The organism is Fluctibacter halophilus (genome assembly GCF_020687825.1).
In the GTDB taxonomy this organism is placed as follows: Bacteria; Pseudomonadota; Gammaproteobacteria; order Enterobacterales; family Alteromonadaceae; genus Fluctibacter; species Fluctibacter halophilus.
This window is the reverse complement of sequence record NZ_JAJEWP010000003.1, coordinates 309,357-334,432: the sequence shown is the minus strand read 5'-3', so window position 1 is coordinate 334,432 and position 25,076 is coordinate 309,357. Positions and strand designations below refer to the sequence as shown.

Here is a 25,076-nt window from a genome sequence, read left to right as displayed (position 1 = left end):
TTCCCAGTAGTCAAAACTCGAAAGAGGCAACTGAGACGTAACTTCAATTAATTCAGACATATCGGCGACTACTTTACTGCCTGAGCTTATCGAGCTAGCAAATGTTCTCACTGCTGAAATATTCTTATCTTCCATAATCTGAGATTGTTGCACCTACTATTCTTGCCTCTTAACAGCTTATTACTGAGACTTCATAGTAACACCCGTTTCCCATGAAAAAACATATTCTGTGTTTTCATGGGAAAAGGTCACAATGTCTACTTTACGTACTAAGCCGTCATTCAAATTTCCATTCACCACCGTCCCCTACTGGCACATTCCCGCCCTACATTCGCTTAAGCCCTTATACCGATGCCGACAATGTCCGGGCGCTTTCAATCAAGCGAGAGCGATACTTACCATCTTTGCTGCCAGGATAAAAAACACCCCACACACCATGCCGATCAGTGCCGCTTTGAACACAGCACGTTGTTTGTTCACTGGTTCAGGAGCGGACTTGTATTGAAGATTGCGGGCTTCATCACGGTTGCTTGTCATCGTCTTTTCCATTGTTTGTGTCGCTGGATCCTGCTATCAAAAACCCGAAAAGCGGGTAAATAAAGCAGCCGAGGCGTTTCAGTCGTCGCTATCATTGCGTAATTTGCCATTTTTTTGTGCGTTCTTGTCAGCACAATAACGGCCATCCGTTACAAATCCTTGGTCATAAAGTATTTGCAACCATCCCGTGGATAGCCTTCCTGTACCCACTGTACCGTGTAGCCGTGCTTTTCATAAAACGGTTTGGCCTGAAAATTCAATGTGTCGAGCAGGCATTTGGTGCAGCCGCGCTGTTTGGCCGCCAGCTCCATTTGTTCCAGCAACTGCGAACCGATGTGCTGTCCTCGTAACTCATCAGACACCCAAAGCCGGTCCAGCAGCAACCAATCGCCAAAGGTGCGTCCACTGGCCCCGGCCAGCACATTGCCATCGTCATCGGTGGCCTGAACCGCCAATGGTAAGCGCTCACTCACTTCCCAGCGCTGCCAGTTAAATTCCGTCAGTTTATCCGACAGAAACTCGATCAGTTCAAGGTCGGGGTTTTGTAGCACATCGATTTTCATGGTGTTTTTTCGTCACAGGATTGGGTTGATTCCAGTGCTGCCAGGCGTGCTTCCAGTTGCTCGACACGGGCAATCAATTCTTTTTTGGTCGGCGCCCGATAAATAAAGCGCGCTATCGCGTCATCGAAGCCTGTCAGCGCATTAAAGATCACAACGGCCAAACCAACAAATAGCGCCCATTCAATCAGTGATGCAGGTTCCATAGCATTCCTTTTCCATGCGTTACCAAGGGTAGTGATTATTGCCGATTGAACCACACAGTCAATACAGACCCCGTAGACACCGATGCTTACATCCTTTTCCTCGGCAACGCTATTCAACCCGCACGGGTTTCGCTATGATGCGCGCGCTATTCTGTCTTCAGCCTGGAAAATCAAGGAAATTCAATGTCTAACAAACTGGATGTACTACGTAAATCGTTGCTTCTCCCCCTGTTTGCGCTGCTCAGTATCGTGTCAGCTCCGGCGCTGGCCGATGAGGTCGATGCGCTGATCAACACCATCATGGCCGAACGCCACATTCCCGGTCTGCAACTGGCCGTGGTACGCGATGGCAAGATCATTAAGCAGGCCAGCTACGGCGTCTCCAATATCCAGGATCAGGTACCCGTCAGCGATAAAACGGTTTTCCCGATCAACTCCATGACCAAAGCTTTTACCGGTGTCGCCCTGGTGCAACTGGCAGAGCAAGGCCACTTATCTCTGGATGATCCCATCGGCAAACACCTGCCTGACCTACCCAAAGACTGGCAGGCGATGAAAATTAAACACCTGATGGCGCACACAGCCGGGCTACCCAGCATCCTCAGCGGTCACTGGGTCGATTTGATTGTACGCGGCAACCCCGACGCTGCGTGGGAAAAAGTACAAACCCTGCCACTACAGTTTGAAGAGAACACCCAGTTTCGCTACAACCAGACCGGGTATGTGATCATTGGCAAGATCCTGGACAAATACGTACCCAATGGCTTCCCCACCTTTATCACTAACAAGCAACTGAAGCCGCTGAATATGTCGCTCACCGCCGATGCGGGCTTTGATTACCTGGAACGTCCCATTCCTAACCAAGCCCGTCAATATTTCTACAACGGGCAAACCGGTCAATACCGCAACTTCTACGGCGAATTTTCTTATATGATGCGCACAGCCGCGGGTATGAGCAGCACCGCCACCGAACTGGCCCACTACCTGATAGCCCTGCAATCCGGCAAACTGGTCAATGACCTGGATCTGTTGTGGACACCGGTTACCCTGAAAGACGGTAAAACCCGTGGTTTCAATGACCGTGAAAACGGCTATGCCATGGGCTGGCAGGTTGTCGGTCGCGACCAGCACCGCGCCATCAGCGCCAGCGGCGGTGATGCCACCACCATGATCACCTATCCCGACGACAACCTGTCGATTGTGGTACTGACCAACCTGATCGGCACTGGATTGCCCACCACCTTTGTTGACCGCATTGCGGCGTTATACATCGACGACTTTGAAGTGTAACCGGAGACCCGCGTGCCGTTGGCGCGTCAATGCGCAATTGTCACGCGGATGATTTCGAGCAACCGAATACATCGAAAGGTTTAACGTCGTTGCTAAACTTTCGACTGTGTATTGTCGAATAGCAAGGGTATCAGCCCGGATAACCTTGCCGTTGAAGGGATACGCCGGGTACATTGTCAGTCAAGGAACTGGTGATATAACATAAAAAATACCGTTGATTAAAAAGGATTTTTCGCAGGATGCACCCCCTTTCGACCCCAACCCCGATTGTCGTATTCCCATGTAAACGAAGCGCCATAGGCGCCTTTGCGTTGATGGCGGTCATGGTCGCCATGCTGGTGTGGCTCTGTGTGGCGTTTCCGCCAATCATGCTGCTCATCATACCGATGATGGCCCTGTTCATACATCCGATGGTGAAGTTGTATAAGCGGGCGATGGACCCTTCTCCCTTTCTGCTGGTTGACCAGCAAGGCGTTCACTGTCGCGAATGGCCCATCCAAACCATTCCCTGGTCAGAAGTCACCGCAGTGAACATCAAGCACGTTAAAAACAATACGTTTCTCGGTCTCAACGTTAAGCAACCTGACCGCTACAAGCTCCCTCAAACCCGACTGTCTAGGCTGAATAGCAGGTTCGAGCGCTGGAGCGGCTTTGGGGATATTCATGTCAGCCTGAACCATCTGACTGTCGACGCTCACACCCTGAGTAGCAATGCACAACGCTATCATCAGCTCAGTACCCACACCTCAGGCAATGTCACCACTAAACAGCACGACAACGAAGAGATAAGGGCTGCACAGGCCTACTTTGCGGCATTGCCTCAACAGCACCAAGCCACAAGGAAAGAGCGCTCAAAAGGCTTTCTCGCAAGCCTCAGGAATACATCCGAAATGGCTTTTTGTGGCGGACTGTCTATTGGCGTTGGGGTGTTTGTATTGGATGTCACAAACCTCTATACGCTGAAGATAATGGATAACCCGATTCTGGGTATGTTGTTTTTTGCGTTTTGCCCGGTGTTTCTCAATATCCTAACCACAGTGGCGGGCTATCCACTGTACCGCTGGTTAACCACCACCGAACAATAACCGCGAGCTAGCCAGCATAAGCGGTATGGGGCCTGAGACTATAGCTCAGGCTCAGGGCACGCTTCTTTCAGGGTCGACTCCCGTACCAGCAAGGTGGGCTGGAAATGCTGATGGGGAATGGCGGCCGTTTTGTTGCGGCCACTGCGCAGCCCAATCAGATGCTGGATCAGACCACTGGCGGCTTTGCGGGCGATCTCATTGGTTGGCTGGGCGGCGGTGGTCAATTTGGGCCAGGTCTGACGGGAGAACGGGCTGTCCTCAAACCCGGCGATGGCCATGTCGCAAGGCACATCCACCCCTTGCAGTCGCGCAGCAAACAACGCACCGGCGGCAATCTCATCGTTACAGGAAAAAATCGCGGTGGGCGGCTCGTCCAAGCCTAACAGGTATTTGGCCCCTTCGACCCCGGTTTCAAACGAGTAAGAGCCGTCATACAAATACGCCGGATTGAATTCGATGCCGTGGCGGGCCAGTGCATCCAGGTAACCCTGTTTACGTTCGTCACTGGAGCGGTGATCCTTGTCACCGCTGATAAAGGCGATGCGCTGATGCCCCTGACTGATCAGGTGTTCGATAATGTTTGCCGCCGCTTCTTTATCGTGAATGAACACACAGGGCGAGTGCTCTTTGCTCTCGTCGGAGCCGGAAATGATCCGCACGTAATGAATGTTGAGTTGATCGAGCGCAGACAACACCTCAGGCATTTCGGAGATCGGTGGTGAAATGATCAGTCCGGCCAGTTGCGAGCGTTTTACCATGTCGGTGATCTCGGCAATGATGTTCTGACTGGTGGCACTGCATGGGTGAATGATCAGCTCATAGCCCTTGTCCCGGCATTCATCCAGAATACCGTTCTGCATATCAATCACGTAGTAGGCATTGGGGTTGTCATACACAAACCCCAACGCAAAGGAGGTGGTACCGGCCAGGTTACGCGCCGCCGTATTGGGCTGATAATTCAGCTGCGCAATCGCGTCGTTGACCTTTTTCAGGGTTTCGGGTTTTACCGAGCCTTCCTTATTGATCACCCGGGACACGGTCTTGAATGACACGCCAGCCAACTCGGCGACATCTTTGATGGTTGCTTTCATGCTGTTCTTCGTCAGGAGTCAGGCGGGATCAGTATCGTGGCTTGAGCCGTTAACCGTGCCGCGCAGACGTCATTGCAGGCCATTGGAGAACGCCATTTCGGCGAATCCAGACAAGGTTGCACACAGCGAGTGCTGTTGGCCGAACTCGGTTCGGTTGACATCGCTGTCATAGGGTATTCTTGCAGGCTCTGAACCGTTCGGTCAACCTTAAGTTCGGTACATGCCCGCAGCGCGAGCTGAAAATCACTGTGCAAACAGTTGGGCGGGGTCCTTAAAGGCTTTAAATTCCAGCGCGTTGCCGCACGGGTCGCGCAAAAACATCGTCGCCTGTTCACCGACCTGGCCGGCAAAACGCACGTAGGGCTCAATCACAAAGGTCTGCCCGCTGGACTGCAACCGATCGGCCAGTCGCTGCCAATCGTCCCATTCCAGCACCACACCGAAATGGGGTACCGGTACCGCTTTACTGTCGACCTCATTTGGTGCCGGTTCGGATGGCATCTGCGCCACCTTGTGGGTCACCAGTTGGTGGCCGAAAAAGTCCCAATCTATCCACTGCTCACTGCGCCGACCCTGGCCACAGCCCATCAGGACGCCATAAAACTGCTCGGCGGCAACCAAGTCGGTGACCGGAATAGCCAGATGAAAAGGAGCCAACGCCATTACAGTAACCGCTTCAATAAACTAAGCTTGAGGGCACTGAACGGCGGGTATCGCAGTGGTACGTCAAATCGGAAGCTTCGGTGCATCACCGTCTTCAGGTGGCTGAAGGTATCAAACCCGGACTGGCCGTGATACGCACCCATGCCACTGTTGCCCACACCGCCGAACGGCAGTTCACTGTTGACCATGAACATGAAGCCATCATTGATACACACGTTACCGGCACTGGTCTCGTTCAGGACTCGCCGCACGCAGGCGTCGCTGTTGGAATAAACGTACAACGCCAACGGTTTGGGGCGCTGATTCACCCAGGCGATGGCCTCGTCGAGGTTGGCGATTTCGATGATCGGCAGGATGGGGCCGAAAATTTCTTCCTGCATCACCGGGCTGTCGGCAGCCGGATTATCCAGTATCGTCGGCGCCATGTAGCGGGATCCCTCATCACACTGCCCACCGAGTGCAATGGTCTGGTTATCCAGATAACCCTGCAGGCGTGCAAAATGACGGTCATTGATGATGCGACCGTAATCCTTGCTGGTCGCCGGGTCCTTGCCGTAAAACGTTTCCAGCGCCTTCGTCAGCGCTTCCATCAGGGGTTGCTTCTGGGCCGGTGTCACCAATACATAATCGGGCGCCACACAGGTTTGTCCGGCGTTCATCCACTTGCTCCACACGATACGTGCAGCAGTGACGTCGAGATTGGCATCATCATCCACCAGACAAGGAGATTTTCCGCCCAACTCCAGGGTCACCGGGGTCAGATGCTCAGCGGCGGCGCGCATGACGATTTTGCCGACCTGCTCACCACCGGTATACAGAATATGGTCGAAGGGTAGCGCCAGCAATTGAGTGGTTTCCTCGACCGCCCCTTCAATCACCAGAAAAGCCTCCTGATCCAGGTATTGGGGGATCAGGCGGGCCAGCAGAGATGAGGTGTTGGACGCCAGTTCAGAGGGCTTCATCACCACACAGTTGCCTGCCGCGATGGCGGCGATAACCGGCGCCAACACCAACTGGAACGGGTAATTCCACGCGCCAATCACCAGCACCGTACCTAACGGTTCCGGCAACTGATAGCTTTTGCCAGGCTGAGCGGCAATCGGCGTCGATACCTTGCGGGGCTTGCTCCATTTGCCCAGGTGCTTGCGGGTGTGCTGAATGTCGCTGAGGGTGAAACCAATTTCAGACGTCCAGGCTTCAGTTTTACACTTGCCCAAATCAGCATACAAGGCTTCAGCAATGGCCTCCTGCTGCTCATTGATCAGGGCTTCAAGCCGGGTTAACTGCCCCTTTCGCCAGGCCAGATCGCGGGTGCGTCCGTTGGCAAAGGTATCACGCAATACCTGGACACGATCGGCGATGCTCGCCTGCGCTTCCAGGGTCTGGGCCGCCATGTTCATTGGCCATTCCTCTGTGCATCAAGTAGACAATCAGTATGCCACAGAAGTCCTACCAGTGTTAATACTCCAGCGCAGCCGCTGTCATCAGGTGATGCGCGGGCAATAAAAAAGGAGCCATCGGCTCCTTCTTCAATTCGCGTTACGCGTCGTAGGGATGACGCTGAACGATAGTCTCATTCCGATCCGGACCGGTTGAGATGATATCCACCGGTACCCCGGTCAATGTCTCAATCCGGGCGATGTAATCCCGCGCGGCCTGGGGCAGGTCTTCAAAACGGGTTACGCCGAAGGTATTGTCAGTCCAGCCAGGCATTTCTTCGTACACCGGTGTGATCAGGTCATAGCCGTCTGCGGCCATCGGAGGCACATCCTGCACGTTGCCGTTGGCATCACGATAACCGACACAGATCTTCAGGGTCTGCAGGCCATCCAATACGTCAAGCTTGGTCAGACAGAAGCCGCTGATGGAGTTGATTTGTACCGCACGTTTCATGGCCACCGCATCGAACCAGCCGGTACGACGTTTACGTCCGGTGGTGGCACCGAATTCATGGCCTTTCTCGCCCAGGTGCTGACCCACTTCACATTCCAGTTCGGTCGGGAACGGACCGCCACCCACACGGGTGGTGTAGGCTTTGACGATGCCCAGTACGTAGTCCAGGTGCAACGGGCCGAAACCGGCGCCGGTAGCAACCCCACCGACGGTGGTGTTGGAGGACGTCACGTAAGGATAGGTACCGTGGTCGATATCCAGCAATGTGCCTTGTGCGCCTTCAAACATGATGGCATCACCGTTTCTGCGCGCTTTGTCGAGCAGATCGGTTACATCAACCACCATGGCTTTGAGAATATCTGCCACCTGCTTGGCGCCGGCCAGAACCTCATCAAAACTGACAGGGTCAGCCTTGTAGTATTCGGTCAGGACAAAGTTGTGGTACTCAAGGATTTCACGCAGCTTGTCGGCAAACTCGTCCATATTGAACAAATCACCAACCCGCAGGCCACGACGAGACACTTTGTCTTCATAGGCCGGGCCGATACCACGGCCTGTGGTACCAATCGCTTTTTTACCACGGGCTTCTTCGCGGGCAACGTCCAACGCGATGTGATAAGGCAGGATCAGGGGGCAGGCTTCGCTGATGACCAGACGCTCTTTGACCGGTACACCGCGAGACTCCAGCATCTCAATCTCGGTCATCAATGCATCCGGGCTCAGTACAACGCCGTTACCAATCACACATTTCACATTACTACGCAAAATGCCCGATGGGATCAGGTGCAATACGGTCTTCTCACCGTCAATCACCAGGGTGTGACCCGCGTTATGACCGCCTTGATAGCGCACCACATAACTGGCCTTGTCCGTCAACAGGTCAACGACCTTACCCTTACCTTCGTCACCCCATTGGGTGCCGAGTACTACTACATTTTTTGCCATGGATCAGATGTGTCAGAAAATTAGGCGGCGATTCTACCAAAATTCAGCGCTGTAGATCACCCGTTTTTTGGTCGTTAATTAGCCAGCCCGCCGGCAATTGGGGTTAACTGTGTGAAATCACAGTAAAAAGTACAGGCTGACAACCCCAACGGTGACCAACACACCACCGAGGGTTCGCAAACTGTGGGCGTCCTGTCTGGCCAGTTCGGCCATAAAGTGCTGCCAGCGCCTGGGAAACAACAGCGGCCCCAGCCCTTCAATGATCAATACCAGCGCCAACGCCAGCCATAGGGAGTGTTGCATGGAATGTCCTTTTCGGTGTTACGCAAAACGGCAGTATAGGTAAATCCAGCCACACTGTCTGCCTGACTAGAGTGTTTGCGCACGGGGAACATCAAAGCTGAAGCAGGTGCCTTTTCCCAGCTCACTTTCCACCCGTAACGTTCCCTCAAGCAGGGAAATCAGGTTACGACAGATGGCCAGCCCCAGTCCGGCATGCAGTGCATTGTCCGTTTTATGGTTGGCTGCCTGATAGCGGGCATCAAAAATAAATGCTATTTCGTTGTCGCTGATGCCAACCCCGTTGTCCCGTATGTCGATGCGCATACTGCGCTCATTGGCGGTCAGGTGCAGACAAACCTCACCACCACGGGGCGTGTGACGTAACGCATTGTCAATCAGGTTGGTCAGCACCCGCTCCAGTTTACCGATATCCGCAAACACCACCGTGTCGCTTGCGTCGGGAGCAACCCGCAGGGTTATGCCCTTTTGCTCTGCAAGCAGTGCGAATTTTGCCACCACGTCCTGTACCAGTTCGGCAATCGGGAATGTCTCACGGTTTAAGGTCACCTGTCCGCCTTCGAGGTAAGCCAGTTCAAAGATTTGATCGATGAGACGCTTGAGGTTGTTGGCATGGCGCAAACAAATGTCGACGAATTGATTGCGTTCTTGTTCCGTCAGGTTATTACCACGAATTGACAGAGTCTCGATGTAGCCCTGCAAACTGGCCAGAGGGGTGCGCAAGTCATGAGATAAATCGGCCAGGAGTGCACGGCGCTGCTCATCCACCTGCTGCAACGCGGAGAACTGTTCATCCAGCCGCGACAACAAATCGTTAAAGGCGCAGCCCAGTCGGTGGACTTCATGATGGCTGTCCCGTTGCCAGGGGATCAGCTGCCGATGGGTTCGACCGGCAAAGCCCTCCGCCGATGCCTGCTCCATGGCATCGTTCAATTGCCTCAATGGCGCGGTCAGCCAGCGAAACAATACCAGCAGGCACACCAGCAGAAATACCGCACTACCACCAAACACCAGCAACCACTGCTGCCAGCCGTGGCTGACCCGGGTGCCACTGAGAATTGAGTCATATTGCTGCGAACCAATGATCACATACAGATAGCCCTGCAGTTGCTCGCCCTGATAAACCGGTGCCGCAGAAAACACTTTTTGTCCGTGTAACTGACGGGGATCATCACCGTACACCGGCATTCCCTGAGGCGTACCGATCAGGGTGTTAATGGGTGCCAGTGACACCGAGTCCCTGACCACATCGCCGGGTTTGGCCGAATAGGTCAGGATATCCCCCTGCGGCGACAGGAAATAAAACTCAAACCCGGGACCCAGGATCATCAGTGTATGAAACAGGTTTTTGAGTGCCTCGTAATGATAAACACCGTCTTTGAGTAGCGGATTGTCGTCCACCAGATGCGCGGCGAGGGAAACGTGTAAGCGCTGCTGCGCTTCATCGTAGGTCTGGGTCTGCAGGCAACTGCTGATGGCGTAGAGCACACCAACGATGAACGTAAATGCAACCACCAGCACCAGCGCCAGTCGCTGGTAAAAACGCAATTTCATTGTTGTGCCCCTTTCAAGCCAGTGCGCCTTCGGGATTAAACTTGTAGCCCACTCCCCACACGGTTTGCACCATATCCGGCTGGCGCGCATCTTTCTCCAGCTTGGCGCGCAATCGGTTGATATGGGAATTAACCGTGTGTTCGTAGCCGCTGTGATGATAGCCCCACACGGACTCCAGTAGCTGGGCACGGCTGAACACCTGATTGGGATGACTGGCCAGATACAACAACAATTCAAACTCGGTGGCAGTCAGATCCAGCGTCTGACTTCCCAACAGCGCCGTATGGCAACCCGGGTCAACCTGCAGACGCCCCACGCTGATCACCGTTGGTCTGGCATCGACGCTGTCCTGATGGCGTTCTTTGAGCAGACGGTACTTGCGTAATTGAGAACGAACCCGGGCCTGCAATTCACGCACGCTGAATGGCTTTGTCATGTAATCGTCGGCGCCGATCTCGAGGCCCAACACCCGGTCCATCTCGGTGTTTTTCGCCGTCAGCATCAGGATCGCCTGCTCAGGTTTTTCGTGGCGTAAGGTGCGGCAAACATCCAATCCCGACATACCGGGCAACATCACATCCAGGATCACCAATGCCACATGTTGCTCCCTGGCAAGCTGCAACCCTTTCGCACCGTCATGCACAACCTGGATATCTGCCCCCAGCTCCATCAGATTGACACGGATCAGCTCAGCAATATCTCCGTCATCTTCTACCACCAAAACAGTATCGTTCATGGATATCCCTGCCCGTTACCGGGGCACGGTTGTGCCCCATCATTGTTCACTCCACCCGCGTCACCGTCAGCCGCACGACCGGGTTATCGAAACGGTGCACACTGGACAAGACCGAACCGGGAAGACCATCGTCGGCACTAACCACGCCCCGGTGATAGGCGACGAAATCCACATCGTCCCGTTCACTCAGGTAACCCGGACTATCGCCTGAACCGTCGGCCGGTCCCGGAATCGTTCCTGCCGCTTCCGTGTTGCCCTCCGTGCCGGCATCGTATACGGGTAGCATCGTTTGCCAACTGTCACCCACTGCCAATGAGGCTGTGCTCCAGCCATTGAGACCGGTAAAACCGTCATTTGTATTCACCAACATGGTGACTACCGATAACAGCGCATCGTCCACATCGTTAATTGTGACGGTGATGGATTCCGTCATTCCCGGTCCGATGACACCCGCACCGGATGCATTGGCCAACACCATCGGCAAAGCCAGCACATCGCTGTTGTCGCCGCCTTCGGCGAGTACTTCCAGTGCCTCAGAGGCCGGCTCACCGACGCCCCAAACAGAACCTTCGCTGTGCAGTACAACCGCAACAGGCGACAAGGGTTGTTCATGAGACAGATTGGTCAGGGTTATTTCATAGCTCACCGGCGTCGCCGCTGGTGGCGGAGTCGGTGTCGGTTGCGCGGGATCATCGTCTGAACAGGCTGCCAGCGTGCTAACAACGACAGCTGCCAGTGTTACCCGCCACACCCCATGTAAAGTTAAAAATTGCATGGGAACCTCCCGTTAGTTGACGACCACAGTGACTCTGGCAATCGGGTTCAGCCAGCGCTGTGTCATAAGATTGATATCACTGCTACCGCCGACCATATCGCTGTCACCGAGATTGCCACGATGAATATGTACGGTAGTGTTGGTCTCAACGGCAGTCACGCCGCTACCCCCGTTGCCAACCAAGTCCTCAAGGGGCGGTGGCACTGGCATGCCCGGTGTACCCGGTGCCCCACCGCCACGAATTTCATCGTTGACTTCGGTGCCAGCATCGTAGGCGTTCAAGTACAGGGTATAGGTGCCGGCTTCCGTTGGAATTGGCCAGTTGTCCAGTCCGATAAAACCATCATTGGTGGGCAGTATCATGCCAACCATCGACAGCACGGTGTTGCTGTCTGCGGTGCTCAACATCAGGGTCTGGGTGGTCCCCGGAGCTGTCAGTCCTTCGGTATTGGCATAGTCAGCCACGATGGCATCACCGATCGCCGCCAAACCAGCCAACGAGCCCCCTTCTGCCATTTCCTGCAACGCCGCCGAGGCGGTCTCGCCGACCTCAAACAGGCTGTTACTGTCGTCATGGGCGATCGCCAGTACGGGGGTAAAATACATGCCCTGGGTGAGGTTGGTGACTGACACAGAAAGTTCTGCCGCGTGACTCACGCCACAGCCGAGAAAAAGTGCGCCGATGGCGCACCGGATTGAGAGATGTTTCATTGCTGTTCCTTGTAGGTTCCTTGTAAGAAGGTAAGGAACAGCTTGGCGTCAATTTATCGCAAAAGTATCACAACAAGCAGACGATTTTGTCACAACCGCATCCGATTGTGCTGTCAGCCCTGCTGTGCTTTTAACAACATCGCTGCCTGCTTGGCGAAATAGGTCAGAATGCCATCGGCACCGGCCCGCTTGAACGCCAGCAGTGACTCAAGGATCACAGGCTCTTCGTCCAGCCAACCGTTGGCAAACGCGGCCTGGTGCATGGCGTATTCACCGCTGACCTGATAGGCAAAGGTCGGCACCCCGAAGCGAGATTTGCAGCGCTGTACCACATCCAGGTAGGGCATGCCCGGCTTGACCATGACCATGTCTGCACCTTCCTGCAAATCCAATGCAATCTCGCGCAACGCCTCGTCGCTGTTGGCCGGATCCATCTGATAGGTCTTCTTATTGCCACCTTTGATATTGGCTGCACTGCCCACTGCATCGCGGAACGGCCCGTAGTAACTGGACGCGTACTTGGCGCTGTACGCCATGATGCGGGTCAGCGGGTGGCCCTGGGCTTCCAACGCAGCGCGGATCAAACCAATACGGCCATCCATCATGTCAGAGGGTGCCACAATGTCAGCACCCGCCTCAGCATGGGAAAGGGCCTGTTTTACCAACACCTCACAGGTTTCATCATTCATCACATAGCCGGCCTCATTGATCAGGCCGTCCTGGCCGTGCGACGTGAACGGGTCCAACGCCACATCGGTGATCACCGCCAGTTCCGGCACAAATTCCTTCAGCGCGCGCACCGCTTTTTGCGCCAGCCCTTGTGGGTTGAAGGCTTCGCTGGCGCAGTCCGTTTTTAAATCCGCCGGCGTGACCGGGAACAACGCCACCGCGGGGATCCCCAGCGACACCAGGGTTTCGGCTTCTTTGATCAACAAGTCTATCGACAGGCGCTCGATGCCTGGCATAGAAGGCACGGCTTCGGTGCGATTTTTGCCTTCAACCACGAACATCGGATAGATAAGGTCGGCGGCGGTCAGGGTGTTTTCAGCCACCATGCGACGGGTAAAGTCATGCTCGCGCATGCGCCGCAGGCGGGTTGATGGAAATGAAAATTCGCTCATGCTTGTCCTATTTGGGTAAAAACTCGCTGCTCAGTGGCGCAACACAAACGCGGTTACGCCCCTCGCGCTTGGCTTGGTACAAGGCCTGATCGGCAGCCCTCAACATGGCCTGTTCATCGGCCATGGTTTTTACGGTCGCGCTGCAAATGCCGGCACTGAGGGTCATGGATATTTCGCCGGCCGAGGTCGACACCGGGGTCTCTTCCAGGGTTTTGCGTAACTCTTCGATCAAGATTTTAGCGCCTTCCTCATCGGTGTTGGGAAGGATCATGGCAAACTCTTCGCCGCCATAGCGACACAAGTCGTCGGAAGGGCGTTTCAGACGCCGTTGCAACAGCGATGCTACATGGCGCAAACATTCGTCACCGACCAGATGCCCGTATTCGTCATTGATCGGTTTGAAGTGATCAATGTCGATCATCACAATCGCCAGGTCGGTCTGTTCCCGTCGGCTTCTGCGCACTTCAGCGGGATATCGCTTGTCGAAATGCAACCGGTTTCTGACCCCGGTCAACGCATCGGTGGTGTTGCGTTTCTCCAGCTCGCGGTTCATTTCTGATAGCTCACGCAGGGCAATTTCCAGCTCCAGCGTGCGCTCTTCGACCTTGTATTCCAGCTCTTCCTGGGCCTCTTCTTTGATTTTCAGCAACTCTTCCTGGGACTGTCGGGCCAGGCGCTCCCGCTGCAATGCCAACACCTGGGTGTCATACAAGTGCTGGCGTTGATGGCTGTAGCTTAGGGCAAGTGCCAGCGCGAGCAAAAAGGTCTCTACGGTGGCACCGAACATCAGCAGATAATGGCTGGGGGTATCCAGTTGCACCAAGTCCCAGTTATCGAGGCCGGTGATAAAACCACTGACCAGCAACGCCGTCCAGGCGATGGTGTAAAACCGCGCCAGCTTGACCCCGCGGTACCACAGAAACATGCCGACAAAATAAATCAGCAATACAGCGATGATCAGCATCAGGATAAAGACTTTGATGTACACCGAGTAAGGCACCACCAGACTGGACACCGTGGCGAACAGGAACACCCAGGCAGTGCGCACCAGTATGGTTTCCAGCAGCGTGCTGTGGGCTTTCACATTCAGCAACTGGCGGGTGAAGTGAATGGCGCAATAAATTGTCAGCGTGGCAAAAATCGCCACACTGCGCGCTTCCAGCCACACATTGTTCGGCCACAGGTATTTAAACGCCAGCCCATGCAGTGTCGCCAGGGTCAGGCCCAGACAAATCACATAGCCGCAATACGACAGAAAGGTCAGTGATTTGGTGGTCACGAAGAAGAACAGGTTACTCAATGCCATCGCAGCCAGAAAGCCGAAAAACAGCCCCATCACCAGGTTGTGCTCACCGTTGAACACCAGATAATCCTGCTCCTGCCAGATTTTGATTGGGCTCCTGACCGTACCGGCTGATTGTAGCTTGACCACCACCTCCAGCGCGCCGGTACTGTAGGGCACCGGGACCAGGAATTTCTCATGGGGGATGGGGCGCTGAACAAAGGGCTTCCCGTCGCCCATGCGGTAATCAGCAATAGGCTCCCGGCCGACCACAAACCACACCGTCACATCGTCCAGCAGGGCGTAGTCTATTTCCAGCAAACGCTGTTCACCGGAAGCGGAAGGTGGCAGTGAAAACTTAATCCAATACGGATAATCCGCCATGCCAAAGGATAACTGCCCGCTTTGCTCCACTTCCCAGGCCATATCAGGCAGTTCGAGCACCTCAGACAAACCAAACTGAAAATGATTGTCGCTCAGGTACTGCACCCCTTGGGCAACGTTCATTTGCGGCTTGGTCGTGTTGTCAACCGTGATCACACCCCAAACCATGATGGCGCCGAGCAGACAGACCAGAAACAACAGCCAACGTTGAGGGAGGGCAACGCCGGTCAGATTCAATTGCATGGGACGCTCCACGACGGCGCACCCAGCAGCGACAGTGCATTTCGGCGACTATGATCCAGCACCTGTTCGACGCTGACGCCCATCCGTTCAGCAACAAACGCACCGATGTGTGGCAGATTGGCCGGCACATTGTCTCGCCCGCCACCGGATAGAGTGCGGGGTTTGAGATAGGGCGCATCGGTTTCAAGTAGCAACCGCTCCAGCGGCAAATGGGTAACGGCTTCGGCCAGGGCCTGCCCGCGGCGGGGATCACACACCCAACCGGTAATACCGATATACAGGTCCAGTTGCAGATAAGCATCCATCTGGGCTCGGTCACCGGTAAAGCAGTGGGCGACACCGCCACTGAGCCTGTCGCGATACCGTTGCAACAGCGCAATTTGCTGCGCGTGGGCGTCCCGCTCATGCAAAAACACCGGTAAGCCGACGTCACACGCCAGTTGCAACTGTTGTTCAAACACCCGCAACTGCACCTCGGGCGGTGAAAAGTTGCGATTAAAATCCAGACCACATTCACCAATGGCCACCACCGCGTCATGGCTGCTCAGATCACGCAGAACCGACAGGTAGTCATCACTGACGTCTTTGGCATAGTGGGGGTGTACACCGGCGGTGCACACCAGCTGGTTGGGATGGTTTTGACATAGACTCAGCGCTGCCTGACTGGCAGCCTCATCGGTACCGGTAATCGCCATATGGGTCACACCGGCCTCAGCCGCCTGGCTGAGGGTCGGCTCGACGTCAAGGCGCGGGTCGGTGAGATTTACGCCAATGTCAAACCACCCTGACATCTTACTGGACCCGTTTTACCCGCATGCGGCGATTCTGGGTGGACTTACCCAGGAAGAACGAGCCCAGCATGCCTCGTTCCACATACACTTCTTCACCGTCATCAAGTTTCAGTCGGGTTGAATCAACTTGCTTCCACACATGACCGTTGGACAGGGTAACAATCGATTTGCCGTAAGGATCTTCCTTCACCGATGCCACCGTACTGGTGATCATGTCTTCATTGATTTCGATGTTTTTATGCTCGATACCGAAATTGTCACTCGGCGCAGGGGCAGCGGTATCCGGTTGTTGGCCACGGGGCTCAGGGCGGGGAAACTTGCCAGCGGCTGTACCGCCACCCGGGGGTAATGGCGCAGGGACACTCATCAGGTCATCCAGACCTGAGTATTTCTCCAGTTCGTTGACAACCCGGTCATAACACACCAGTCGCTGCAAGCTGTTCTGGGTTTGTCCACACTCACGCAGAGCGTCACGGATATTGTCGGCGTGAGCAGGCAGGGTCAGAGTGACCAGGGCCAGCGCACTGATAGATTTCATCAACTTCATGATACTTCCTGATTTTCTTCTTGTTCCGATTCACGCTGATACAATCCCCCCACAAGCACGCCAAACTCGAACAGGAGCCACATGGGAATTGCCAGCATGGTTTGAGAAATCACGTCGGGCGGCGTGAGCAACATGCCCACCACAAAAACACCGACGATGACATACGGGCGCTTTTCGCGCAATTTCTTGGCGTTGGTAATACCGGTCCAGCACATCAGCACCACTGCCACCGGAATTTCAAATGACAAGCCGAAAGCAAAGAACAGCTTGAGGACAAAATTCAGGTAACTGCTGATATCGGTAGTAAACGCTACACCTTCCAGCTCAATGCCGGCAAAGAAGGGAAACGCTAAGGGAAAAACAACGTAGTAGGCAAAGGCGATACCGGCATAAAACAGCAAGGTACTGGCAATCAGCAACGGGGCTATCATACGCTTTTCATTGCGGTACAGACCGGGCGCGACAAACCCCCAGATTTGGTACAACACAAACGGAATAGCGAGGAAAAACGACAATACCAGGGTGAGTTTAAACGGTGCAAAGAACGGCGCCGCAACATCCGTTGCAATCATCTGGCTGTTCTCTGGCATAGCATCCAATAACGGGGTTGCCAGCAGATGGTATAAGTCCTGAGCAAAATAAGCCAAGCCCAGAAACACCAGCATCACGCTCAACAGCGCTTTGAGTATACGACTGCGCAGCTCAATCAGATGTGAAATCAGGCTGCTATGGGATTCAGACATTGATCACTTATCTTTCCGGTAAGGTTGCTGTACCGATGCCGCCGCATCTTTCAACTCATCCACCGAACGTTGCAGTTCCGGTGACAGGTTTTTCAGTTGCAACTGTTCAGCTTTCTTGAGATTTTCGTGCAATTCGTGTTCTTTGAACTGCTGCTCGACCTCCTGACGGAACCCGCTGGCCATATTGCGTATACTGCGCACGGTATTGACCGTGCTGCGTATAGCGCCAGGCAGGCGCTCTGGGCCCAGCACTAAAAGTGCCAGCACACCCACCACCATGAGTTCCAGAAAGCCGATATCAAACATTAACGAGACTCTTTGTCAGTCGTCTTGGTCACGTCGGTGTCGGTCGTGTTCTGACGCTGTTCAACCTGTTTCTGTTGGTCGAAGTCAGCATCAGTGTCGGTGTCATCCTTTTTCTCATCGTCGGACACCGCGCTTTTAAAGCCTTTGATCGCAGTCCCCAAATCACCGCCAAGTGACTTCAGACGCTTGGTGCCAAACAATAGCACTACAATTAACAAAACGATTAGCAGTTGCCAGATACTGATACCCATATGTTCAGTTACTCCATTACTTTCAAAAGCGGGCTCACCCCGATAAAAGGTTATTATACGTAGGTTGGCTAAAAGGTCACTGGATTTGATTAAGTCAGCAAAAAGTTACACTCTGTATAGACCACAGCAAGGGACAATGTGTTTGCTCAGACAACGACTTTTTTTTGCGTTTTCAATCCTGTGGGCCACAACAACCAGCGCCCAGGAGCCTGCACGTCCCTGGCTGGATGATATGCATGACAGCATTGCCGACTCGGTCACCGTGACTGCCGAATGGTTTGACAGCTTCTTCGCCGAAGGCCCTTCTCCGCCGGATCAGCAAGCCCGTGGCGAAGCCCGTTTGAGACTCGGCTGGGAACCCCGCTCCAGAGACTGGAATGAGTTCGAAGCCCGCCTGCGGGTGCGGGTAAAACTGCCGAAATTCAAGGACAGGGTAGACATCATCCTTTCAGATTATGATGACGAAGCCCCCGACGAACGCATCAGTGCGGGCCGCGATGGGCGTTTTGACCGGGATGACCGCTTCAGTCTTGCGCTGCGTTTTAAACCCAAACCGGACAGCGGACTGTCTCACCGCATCGGCGTTGGTCGTCGGGCGCAAATTTTTGGCAAAAGTCGCTACCGTCAACATCACCAACTGTCCGATGTGGTCGATTTGCAATGGGAGACCTCCCTGTACTACTACAACCGCGACGGCTGGGGTGGCAACATCAAGGTCCATACCGATTACGCCAGCGACGACGATGTGATCTGGCGTTGGGCAAATCGTTTTTATTACCGAGACGAGAGCGACGACTGGTTGTGGCAGCACAGTTGGCAGCGCTTTGCCCAGCACGACGCCGACACTGCAACCCTGGTCGGGTTTTATATCGAAGGTCTGAGCAAACCCACCTACCGGCTGGAAGAGTATCTGGCCAGCGTACGATGGCGCAAGAATGCCTTCAGAGACTGGTTGTTCTTTGAAGTGGAACCTTTCGTGTTATGGCGCAGGGACGAGAATTTTTCTGCTTCCTACGGTGTCGCGTTGCGGGTAGAAGGCAATTTCGGCCACCATTGATGGCCGCCTGTCATACGACAGCTTTGCGGGTCAGCGCCCACCACCAGCAACCGATGCCTGTGCCGCAAGCCAGGGCCGGATACCACCAGGAAGACAGGTGCAGAGGCAGGAGCGCGGCCACGATCACAAAGGTCGCGCCGATGATCCCTGCCAGCATCTGTTGCTGTGCCTGACGATGCTGGGCTTGCTGTTGAGCAAAATGCTGGCGTTGCAATTCGGGCAATTGCTTGATCTGTTTAAGGCTGTCGTAGATCAAATCCGGCATGTCCGGCAATTTCTCCGACCAATAGGGCAGGTTGGCGTGGATTTTCTTGGCCATCGCTTTGATACCCACCTGGTCTTTCATCCAATTCTCCAGAAACGGTTTGGCGGTCTGCCACAAGTCCAGCTGTGGATACAACTGACGACCCAATCCTTCGATGTACAACAGGGTTTTCTGCAGCAACACCAGTTGAGGCTGGACCACCATGTTGAAACGCCGCGCAGTATTGAACAACTGCAACAGTACATGCCCGAAGGAAATTTCCGCCAGCGGCTTCTGGAAGATCGGCTCACACACCGTCCGGATCGCCACCTCGAACTCATCGATGTTGGTATTGGACGGCACCCAGCCAGAATCCACATGTAACTCGGCGACTTTGCGGTAATCACGGTTGAAAAAGGCGATAAAGTTTTCCGCCAGGTAGCGCTTGTCGTCGCGATTTAAGGTACCGACAATTCCAAAATCAATACCAATATACTGGGGAGATTGAGGGTTTTCCCGCGACACGAAAATGTTGCCCGGGTGCATGTCAGCATGGAAAAAGCTGTCGCGGAACACCTGGGTAAAAAACACTTCAACACCCCGTTCGGCGAGCTTTTTCATGTTGGTATTCTGTGCCAGCAGCGCGTCAACATCCGACACCGGGATGCCATAAATGCGCTCCATCACCAGCACTTGGCGGGTGCAATAATCACTGTAGATTTCGGGCACATACAAGGCGTCGGAATCTTCAAAATTTCGTCGCAATTGGATGCCGTTGGCCGCTTCACGTAACAGATCCAGCTCATCGACAATGGTTTTGCGGTATTCTTCCACCACTTCCACCGGGCGCAATCGCTTGCCGTCCGGTAGCCACCGTTGTACGGCCAACGCCAGCGTCTGCATCAGTTCCACATCGGCATGAATGGTATCGGCAATGTCAGGGCGGATCACTTTGACCACCACATTACGGCCGTCTGCTTTGAGCGTTGCCGCATGGACCTGCGCAATGGAGGCTGAAGCCAGCGGCGCAGATTCGAATGCACTGAACACTTCATCCAGAGTTTGCACACCCAGAGAACGGCGAATAGTCTGCTGTGCCAGTTCGGAGTCAAACGGCGGGACCTTGTCTTGCAGTTTGGCCAGCTCGTTGGCAATCCCCGGTGGCAATAGATCCCGCCGGGTAGACAACATCTGACCAAATTTAATAAACACCGGACCAAGGTGTTGCAGCGCAAGTCGCAGGCGTTCGCCCTGGCTTTTGTCCGGATGCTTGTTGCGCAGCCAAAATTGGGCACTGCGACCTAATCGGGCGTACCACGGCAGCCAGCGGTCGGGGATCAGTTCATCCAGACCATGCTGTAACAACACCTTATTGATTTTATACAGCCGAAGTAATCGCACCACTTATGCCTTGTCGTTTAACTGGTTTTCCAATTGCGCCAGCCTTGCCGCTAATCGTTCACTGTCACTGCGCAAGCAGTCCACTTGATCAGAAAAGTGCGCCACTGCCAGAGGATGGGCCGCAACCGGTTTTTCTTCCAACGCTGCGTTACTGATTGTGCGTTGCCAACGCTGCACGCCTTCCTGTATTCGCTGCCCTACCTGACGGGCCTGACGAAACACCGTGTGCGCAACCACATCACCGGTATGACGGGCCACGACCTCTTCCCAGTCGATATCCAGCTCGCGGGCCAATTGACTGACCTGCTGAACCACCTGCAGGTCTCCTTCTACGCTGAGTTCGCCGGCTTTGATCAGTTGAGTCAGCTGGCGATTGTCCCGCAGCGTCGGGGCTATCGCTAATGACAGTGTGACACTGGCATCGGCATCGCTGTCGTCGTTGCCCATCTGCACATCGACCCGATCGCTGAACGCCAGGGTAATACGCCAGGGCAATTCACGCACGTCGAGAGACAGGCGTTTACCCTGCAAGGGACGTAGCGCCTGGGGCGTATCCGGATCCAGTGCCAACAGCCGGTTAACTGCCTGCTCCAGACCCGCACCGAACAGCTGCGCCGTGGGCATTAAAACTTGAACCCCCGGTGTAGCGCGACAATGCCGCCGGTAAGGTTGTGATAACTGGTTTGCTCAAAACCTACCGCTTCCATCATGCCCTTGAGGGTTTCCTGATCCGGGTGCATGCGGATGGATTCGGCCAGGTACTGGTAGCTTTCAGCGTCATTCGCCACCAGTTGGCCCATTTTGGGCAAAATGTGGAATGAATACATGTCGTACACTTTGTTCAGCCAGTCATGCTCGGGCTTGGAAAACTCCAGTACCAACAAGCGGCCGCCGGGTTTCAGAATACGGTACATCGACGCCAGTGCTTTGTCTTTGTCGGTGACGTTGCGCAACCCGAAAGCAATGGTGATCAAATCAAAGTGGTTGTCAGGAAACGGCAGCTCTTCGGCATTGGCCTGGACATACTGGACATTGCCGACAACACCGAGATTACGCAGTTTTTCCCGCCCGACTTTCAGCATGGCATCGTTAATATCCGCCAGTACCACGGTGCCCTTTTCCCCCACCAAGCGAGAAAACTTGGCGGTTAAATCACCGGTACCACCGGCCAGATCCAATACCGTTTGCCCCGGACGTACGCCACTGCAATCGATGGTAAAACGCTTCCACAAACGGTGGATCCCCATCGACATCAGGTCATTCATGACATCGTACTTGGCAGCCACAGAATGAAAAACATCCGCAACCATGGCCGCTTTGCGATCTTTGTCGACCTGCTTGAAGCCAAAGTGGGTTTGTTCGTTATCGACTGCTGTTTTATCTGTCATCGCCGTTCCTTGTATTCACCTGCGGGGGCTACACCACCGCGTTTGGCGGCTAGTTTACCTGAGATGCCGGTGACTCAACAGCCTCTGGCTGCATAAAATTGTCACCCTGACTGAAGGCGATAATCCGGCTCAGCGCCTGCATTGAGCGACCGGATTGTTGTTGCAGTTGGTTGAATGCCTGTTGAATGGCCTGGTGATTTCGCTTGCTGTTGATACCACCGCTGACCACGTTGCGGGCACGGAAGTAGGCCTCCACATCCTGGCTGATGATGAAGGTATCTTTGCCCAACATCCGCAACGCATAAGCACCGGTATTGCCACCCAATCGACTGCCGTGTTTTTTCAGATACGCCCATAAGCCGATGATATCGCTGGCTGGCCAGTCAGCCAGAAAACGCGCAAAACTGCCATGCTGGCGGGCAACATCGGCCATCATCAGCGCATTGTCACGGACCGTTTTGACCTTGTTGAAGTTCCGAATGATGCGGGGATCCTGGGCTTTCTTTTCCAGCATTTCATCACTCATCAGCAACACTTTCTCGATGTCAAAATCGAAAAACACCGCTTCAAAACCGGACCATTTGTCATCGACAACCCGCCACACAAAGCCACTTTGAAAAACCTTGCGGGTAAACTCAGCAAGAATACGATCATCACCAAGTTGTGCCAGCGCCTCAGGGCTGAGCGGTTCACCCAGCATCGCCTCCAGCCTGGCAGGCCCGCCTTTGCGCTCACAGGCACGCTGATACAGCGCCTGGTAGGATTCCAGATGGTCCATCACGTCACTCCTGTGGATCAGCTCTCGTCAATGCCACTGTGGCGCAATAACGCATCCACCTGCGGCTCGCGGCCTCGAAAAGCGGTAAACAACACCATCGGTTCCCGGCTGCCGCCCATTTCAAGGATATGATGCAGAAAATCACGCCCGGTCTGGGGATTGAAAATCCCCTCTTCTTCAAACCGTCCGAAGGCATCCGAGGACAACACTTCGGCCCATTTGTAGCTGTAATACCCTGCCGCATAGCCACCAGCGAAAATGTGCCCGAAGCTGGTCTGGAAGCGATTGAATGACGGCGGCGTCACCACCGCAACCTCTTCACGCACCGCATCCAGCACGCCCTGCACACCCAGGCGCTGAACGGCATCATAGTCTTCGTGCAGGCGGAAATCGAACAAACTGAACTCCAGCTGTCGTACCATCTGCATCGCGGACTGGAAGTTGCGCGCGGCAAGCAGCTTGTTCAGTAAGGCGTCCGGCAACGGTTCACCGCTTTCATAATGGCCGGAAATGAACGCCAGCGCCTCGGGCTGCCAGCACCAGTTCTCCAGAAACTGGCTGGGCAGCTCCACCGCATCCCACGGCACACCATTGATGCCAGACACTCCGGCCACATCGACTTTGGTCAGCATGTGGTGAATGCCATGGCCGAATTCATGGAATAAGGTGATCACTTCATCGTGGGTAAACAACGCCGGCGTATCGCCAACCGGGCCGTTAAAATTACACGTCAGGTAGGCGACCGGGTACTGCAGACTGCCGTCCAGGCACAGACGGCGCACCTGGCACTCGTCCATCCAGGCACCTCCCCGTTTGCGGGCACGGGCATACAAATCAAAGTAGAATCCACCGCGTAACTGGCCATCCTGATCGTGGATTTCATAGAAACGTACGTCCTTGTGCCACACGTCGACATCGGTACGCTCATTAATGCGCAGTCCATACAGCCGCGACACCACTTCAAACAACCCCGCCACGACTTTATGTTCGGGGAAATAAGGACGTAGTTCTTCGTCGGAAATCGCGTACTTCTGATTTTTCAGTTTTTCGCTGTAGTAAGCCAGATCCCACGCGTGCAGATCACCAACACCATAAGTAGCAAGAGCAAAGTCACGCACATCCTGCATGTCTTTCTGGGCCTGGGGCCGTGAACGTCGGGCCAGATCGTGCAGAAATCCATTCACCTGATCGGGGCTGTCGGCCATCTTGGTTGCCAACGAACGTTGGGCGTAATTCTGGAACGACAGCAGTTGCGCCAGTTCATGGCGCAACGCCAGGGTTTCGTCAATGATTGGCCCGTTGTCGTACTCGCCAGCATTAGGGCCCTGATCGGAGGCTCGGGTGGTATACGCCCGGTACATTTCCTCACGCAGCGCGCGGTTGTCGGCGTACATCATGACCGGCAGGTAACTGGGAATGTCCAGGGTGAACACCCAACCTTCGAGATCTTTTGATTTTGCCACTTCTGCCGCCGCCGCTTTGGCTGACTCGGGCAATCCGGCGAGCAGCTCAGGATCGGTAATGTGTTTGGTCCAGGCCAAGGTAGCGTCCATCACATGATTGCTGAAGGTCGAGGAGAGATCCGACAGACGGCTTTTAATCTCAGCGTAACGTTGCTTTTTGTCTTCGGGCAGCGCCACACCAGACAGCTCAAAATCTTTTACCGCATCGTTGATCACTTTCTGCTGCGCTTCACTCAGGGTGGCGAATTCGTCGCCTTGCTGAATGGCTTTGTAGGCGTTGTACAGACCTTTGTGTTGTCCAACCCAGGTACCATACTCCGACAGCAATGGCAGGCAGGCATCATGGGCTTCACGCAGCGCATCGGTGCTGACCACCGAATTCATGTGAGACACCGGGGACCACAACCGACTCAGCGCATCATCGCTTTCTTCCAGTGGCGCGATCAGATTGCCCCACGTGTAGTGGGGCTGCTCCAACAAACTTTCGATGGTGTTCTTACACGTACTGATGGCGTGCTCGATATCGGATTTAATGTTCGCAGGGGAAATGGCGGAAAAAACAGGCAAACTGGCGGTATCGAGTGTCGCGGTGTGGGTCATGTACGTCCCTTTTTTGATGGATAGACTGTGTTGTTAAAATATAGGCGCTGGCCAGAAAAACAAGGGGGTGCGAAACGCGGTTGCATTATTGCCGGTCAACCCTATATCTTGAAACGTAGAACAGGACAGTA

General features: G+C 54.4%; 27 protein-coding genes. 3 read left to right on the top strand and 24 right to left on the bottom strand.

Annotated elements, in window-relative coordinates; genetic code table 11:
- Positions 1–378: 378 nt before the first annotated feature.
- The 3 genes from LJ739_RS13245 to LJ739_RS13235 all read right to left on the bottom strand — a co-directional run bounded on the left by LJ739_RS13245 (position 379) and on the right by LJ739_RS13235 (position 1,303).
- Positions 379–537, bottom strand: coding sequence for a hypothetical protein (locus LJ739_RS13245; RefSeq protein WP_229161192.1), 159 nt, complete (start codon positions 535–537; stop codon positions 379–381).
- A gap of 149 nt (positions 538–686) precedes the next feature.
- Positions 687–1,100, bottom strand: a complete 414-nt coding sequence (locus tag LJ739_RS13240; RefSeq protein WP_229161190.1) for a GNAT family N-acetyltransferase — start codon at positions 1,098–1,100, stop codon at positions 687–689.
- Positions 1,097–1,303, bottom strand: coding sequence for a hypothetical protein (locus LJ739_RS13235; protein ID WP_229161188.1), 207 nt, complete (start codon positions 1,301–1,303; stop codon positions 1,097–1,099). The genes LJ739_RS13240 and LJ739_RS13235 overlap by 4 nt, the downstream gene beginning before the upstream one ends.
- 183 nt (positions 1,304–1,486) lie before the next feature.
- On the opposite strand from LJ739_RS13235, the gene LJ739_RS13230 reads away from it, so the two are divergent.
- Both LJ739_RS13230 and LJ739_RS13225 read left to right on the top strand, forming a co-directional pair.
- Positions 1,487–2,593: a serine hydrolase domain-containing protein gene (locus tag LJ739_RS13230; RefSeq protein WP_229161186.1), complete on the top strand. Its 1,107-nt coding sequence runs from the start codon at positions 1,487–1,489 to the stop codon at positions 2,591–2,593.
- A gap of 239 nt (positions 2,594–2,832) precedes the next feature.
- Complete coding sequence (locus tag LJ739_RS13225; RefSeq protein WP_324254908.1) at positions 2,833–3,678, top strand: STM3941 family protein; 846 nt, start codon at positions 2,833–2,835, stop codon at positions 3,676–3,678.
- 38 nt (positions 3,679–3,716) lie between these two features.
- Here LJ739_RS13225 and LJ739_RS13220 read toward each other — a convergent pair whose 3' ends face one another.
- From LJ739_RS13220 to tatA, 16 genes are all read right to left on the bottom strand, one after another.
- Entirely contained in the window at positions 3,717–4,769 is a 1,053-nt protein-coding gene (locus LJ739_RS13220) for a LacI family DNA-binding transcriptional regulator (RefSeq protein WP_229161179.1), read from the bottom strand.
- Positions 4,770–5,012: 243 nt separating this feature from the next.
- Positions 5,013–5,432, bottom strand: a complete 420-nt coding sequence (locus LJ739_RS13215; protein ID WP_229161177.1) for a VOC family protein — start codon at positions 5,430–5,432, stop codon at positions 5,013–5,015.
- Entirely contained in the window at positions 5,432–6,832 is a 1,401-nt protein-coding gene (locus LJ739_RS13210) for an aldehyde dehydrogenase family protein (protein ID WP_229161175.1), read from the bottom strand. The genes LJ739_RS13215 and LJ739_RS13210 overlap by 1 nt, the downstream gene beginning before the upstream one ends.
- A 139-nt stretch (positions 6,833–6,971) precedes the next feature.
- Positions 6,972–8,270, bottom strand: a complete 1,299-nt coding sequence (locus tag LJ739_RS13205; protein WP_229161173.1) for an adenylosuccinate synthase — start codon at positions 8,268–8,270, stop codon at positions 6,972–6,974.
- A 117-nt stretch (positions 8,271–8,387) separates the two neighbouring features.
- A complete protein-coding gene (locus tag LJ739_RS13200) occupies positions 8,388–8,573 on the bottom strand; it encodes a DUF2065 domain-containing protein (RefSeq protein WP_229161171.1) in 186 nt (61 codons plus the stop codon).
- A gap of 66 nt (positions 8,574–8,639) precedes the next feature.
- The gene (locus tag LJ739_RS13195) at positions 8,640–10,124 is read right to left on the bottom strand and encodes a sensor histidine kinase (protein ID WP_229161170.1); all 1,485 of its coding nucleotides are present in this window, start codon (positions 10,122–10,124) and stop codon (positions 8,640–8,642) included.
- A 13-nt stretch (positions 10,125–10,137) separates the two neighbouring features.
- Positions 10,138–10,860 carry a response regulator transcription factor gene (locus LJ739_RS13190; RefSeq protein WP_229161169.1) on the bottom strand — a complete coding sequence of 241 codons (723 nt, stop codon included), beginning with the start codon at positions 10,858–10,860 and terminating at the stop codon, positions 10,138–10,140.
- A 46-nt stretch (positions 10,861–10,906) separates the two neighbouring features.
- A complete protein-coding gene (locus LJ739_RS13185; protein WP_229161168.1) occupies positions 10,907–11,635 on the bottom strand; it encodes a spondin domain-containing protein in 729 nt (242 codons plus the stop codon).
- A gap of 12 nt (positions 11,636–11,647) precedes the next feature.
- On the bottom strand, positions 11,648–12,346 hold the full coding sequence (locus LJ739_RS13180; RefSeq protein ID WP_229161167.1) for a spondin domain-containing protein: 699 nt from the start codon (positions 12,344–12,346) through the stop codon (positions 11,648–11,650).
- Positions 12,347–12,459: 113 nt separating this feature from the next.
- Positions 12,460–13,467 carry a porphobilinogen synthase gene (gene hemB, locus LJ739_RS13175; protein WP_229161166.1) on the bottom strand — a complete coding sequence of 336 codons (1,008 nt, stop codon included), beginning with the start codon at positions 13,465–13,467 and terminating at the stop codon, positions 12,460–12,462.
- A 7-nt stretch (positions 13,468–13,474) separates the two neighbouring features.
- Positions 13,475–15,376: a sensor domain-containing diguanylate cyclase gene (locus LJ739_RS13170; protein WP_229161165.1), complete on the bottom strand. Its 1,902-nt coding sequence runs from the start codon at positions 15,374–15,376 to the stop codon at positions 13,475–13,477.
- Complete coding sequence (locus LJ739_RS13165; RefSeq protein ID WP_229161164.1) at positions 15,367–16,167, bottom strand: TatD family hydrolase; 801 nt, start codon at positions 16,165–16,167, stop codon at positions 15,367–15,369. Before LJ739_RS13165 ends, LJ739_RS13170 begins: the two co-directional genes overlap by 10 nt.
- Position 16,168: 1 nt before the next feature.
- Complete coding sequence (locus LJ739_RS13160; protein ID WP_229161163.1) at positions 16,169–16,714, bottom strand: hypothetical protein; 546 nt, start codon at positions 16,712–16,714, stop codon at positions 16,169–16,171.
- On the bottom strand, positions 16,711–17,457 hold the full coding sequence (gene tatC, locus LJ739_RS13155; protein ID WP_229161161.1) for a twin-arginine translocase subunit TatC: 747 nt from the start codon (positions 17,455–17,457) through the stop codon (positions 16,711–16,713). Before tatC ends, LJ739_RS13160 begins: the two co-directional genes overlap by 4 nt.
- A gap of 3 nt (positions 17,458–17,460) precedes the next feature.
- A complete protein-coding gene (tatB, locus tag LJ739_RS13150; RefSeq protein WP_229161159.1) occupies positions 17,461–17,763 on the bottom strand; it encodes a Sec-independent protein translocase protein TatB in 303 nt (100 codons plus the stop codon).
- On the bottom strand, positions 17,763–18,014 hold the full coding sequence (gene tatA, locus LJ739_RS13145) for a twin-arginine translocase TatA/TatE family subunit (protein WP_229161157.1): 252 nt from the start codon (positions 18,012–18,014) through the stop codon (positions 17,763–17,765). Before tatA ends, tatB begins: the two co-directional genes overlap by 1 nt.
- 142 nt (positions 18,015–18,156) lie before the next feature.
- Here tatA and LJ739_RS13140 point away from each other — a divergent pair, with 142 nt between their 5' ends.
- Positions 18,157–19,071, top strand: a complete 915-nt coding sequence (locus tag LJ739_RS13140; protein WP_229161155.1) for a hypothetical protein — start codon at positions 18,157–18,159, stop codon at positions 19,069–19,071.
- A gap of 10 nt (positions 19,072–19,081) precedes the next feature.
- Here LJ739_RS13140 and ubiB read toward each other — a convergent pair whose 3' ends face one another.
- From ubiB to prlC, 5 genes are read right to left on the bottom strand one after another with little or no spacing between them, the layout of a single operon-like run.
- Positions 19,082–20,716 carry a ubiquinone biosynthesis regulatory protein kinase UbiB gene (ubiB, locus tag LJ739_RS13135; protein ID WP_229161153.1) on the bottom strand — a complete coding sequence of 545 codons (1,635 nt, stop codon included), beginning with the start codon at positions 20,714–20,716 and terminating at the stop codon, positions 19,082–19,084.
- A gap of 3 nt (positions 20,717–20,719) precedes the next feature.
- Positions 20,720–21,340, bottom strand: a complete 621-nt coding sequence (locus tag LJ739_RS13130) for a ubiquinone biosynthesis accessory factor UbiJ (protein WP_229161152.1) — start codon at positions 21,338–21,340, stop codon at positions 20,720–20,722.
- The gene (gene ubiE / locus LJ739_RS13125; RefSeq protein WP_229161151.1) at positions 21,340–22,104 is read right to left on the bottom strand and encodes a bifunctional demethylmenaquinone methyltransferase/2-methoxy-6-polyprenyl-1,4-benzoquinol methylase UbiE; all 765 of its coding nucleotides are present in this window, start codon (positions 22,102–22,104) and stop codon (positions 21,340–21,342) included. Before ubiE ends, LJ739_RS13130 begins: the two co-directional genes overlap by 1 nt.
- 49 nt (positions 22,105–22,153) lie before the next feature.
- Positions 22,154–22,882: a DNA-3-methyladenine glycosylase I gene (locus LJ739_RS13120; RefSeq protein WP_229161150.1), complete on the bottom strand. Its 729-nt coding sequence runs from the start codon at positions 22,880–22,882 to the stop codon at positions 22,154–22,156.
- Between the two features lie 17 nt (positions 22,883–22,899).
- Positions 22,900–24,945 (bottom strand): oligopeptidase A, encoded by a 2,046-nt coding sequence (prlC, locus tag LJ739_RS13115; RefSeq protein WP_229161149.1) that lies wholly within the window; start codon positions 24,943–24,945, stop codon positions 22,900–22,902.
- Positions 24,946–25,076 lie beyond the last annotated feature (131 nt).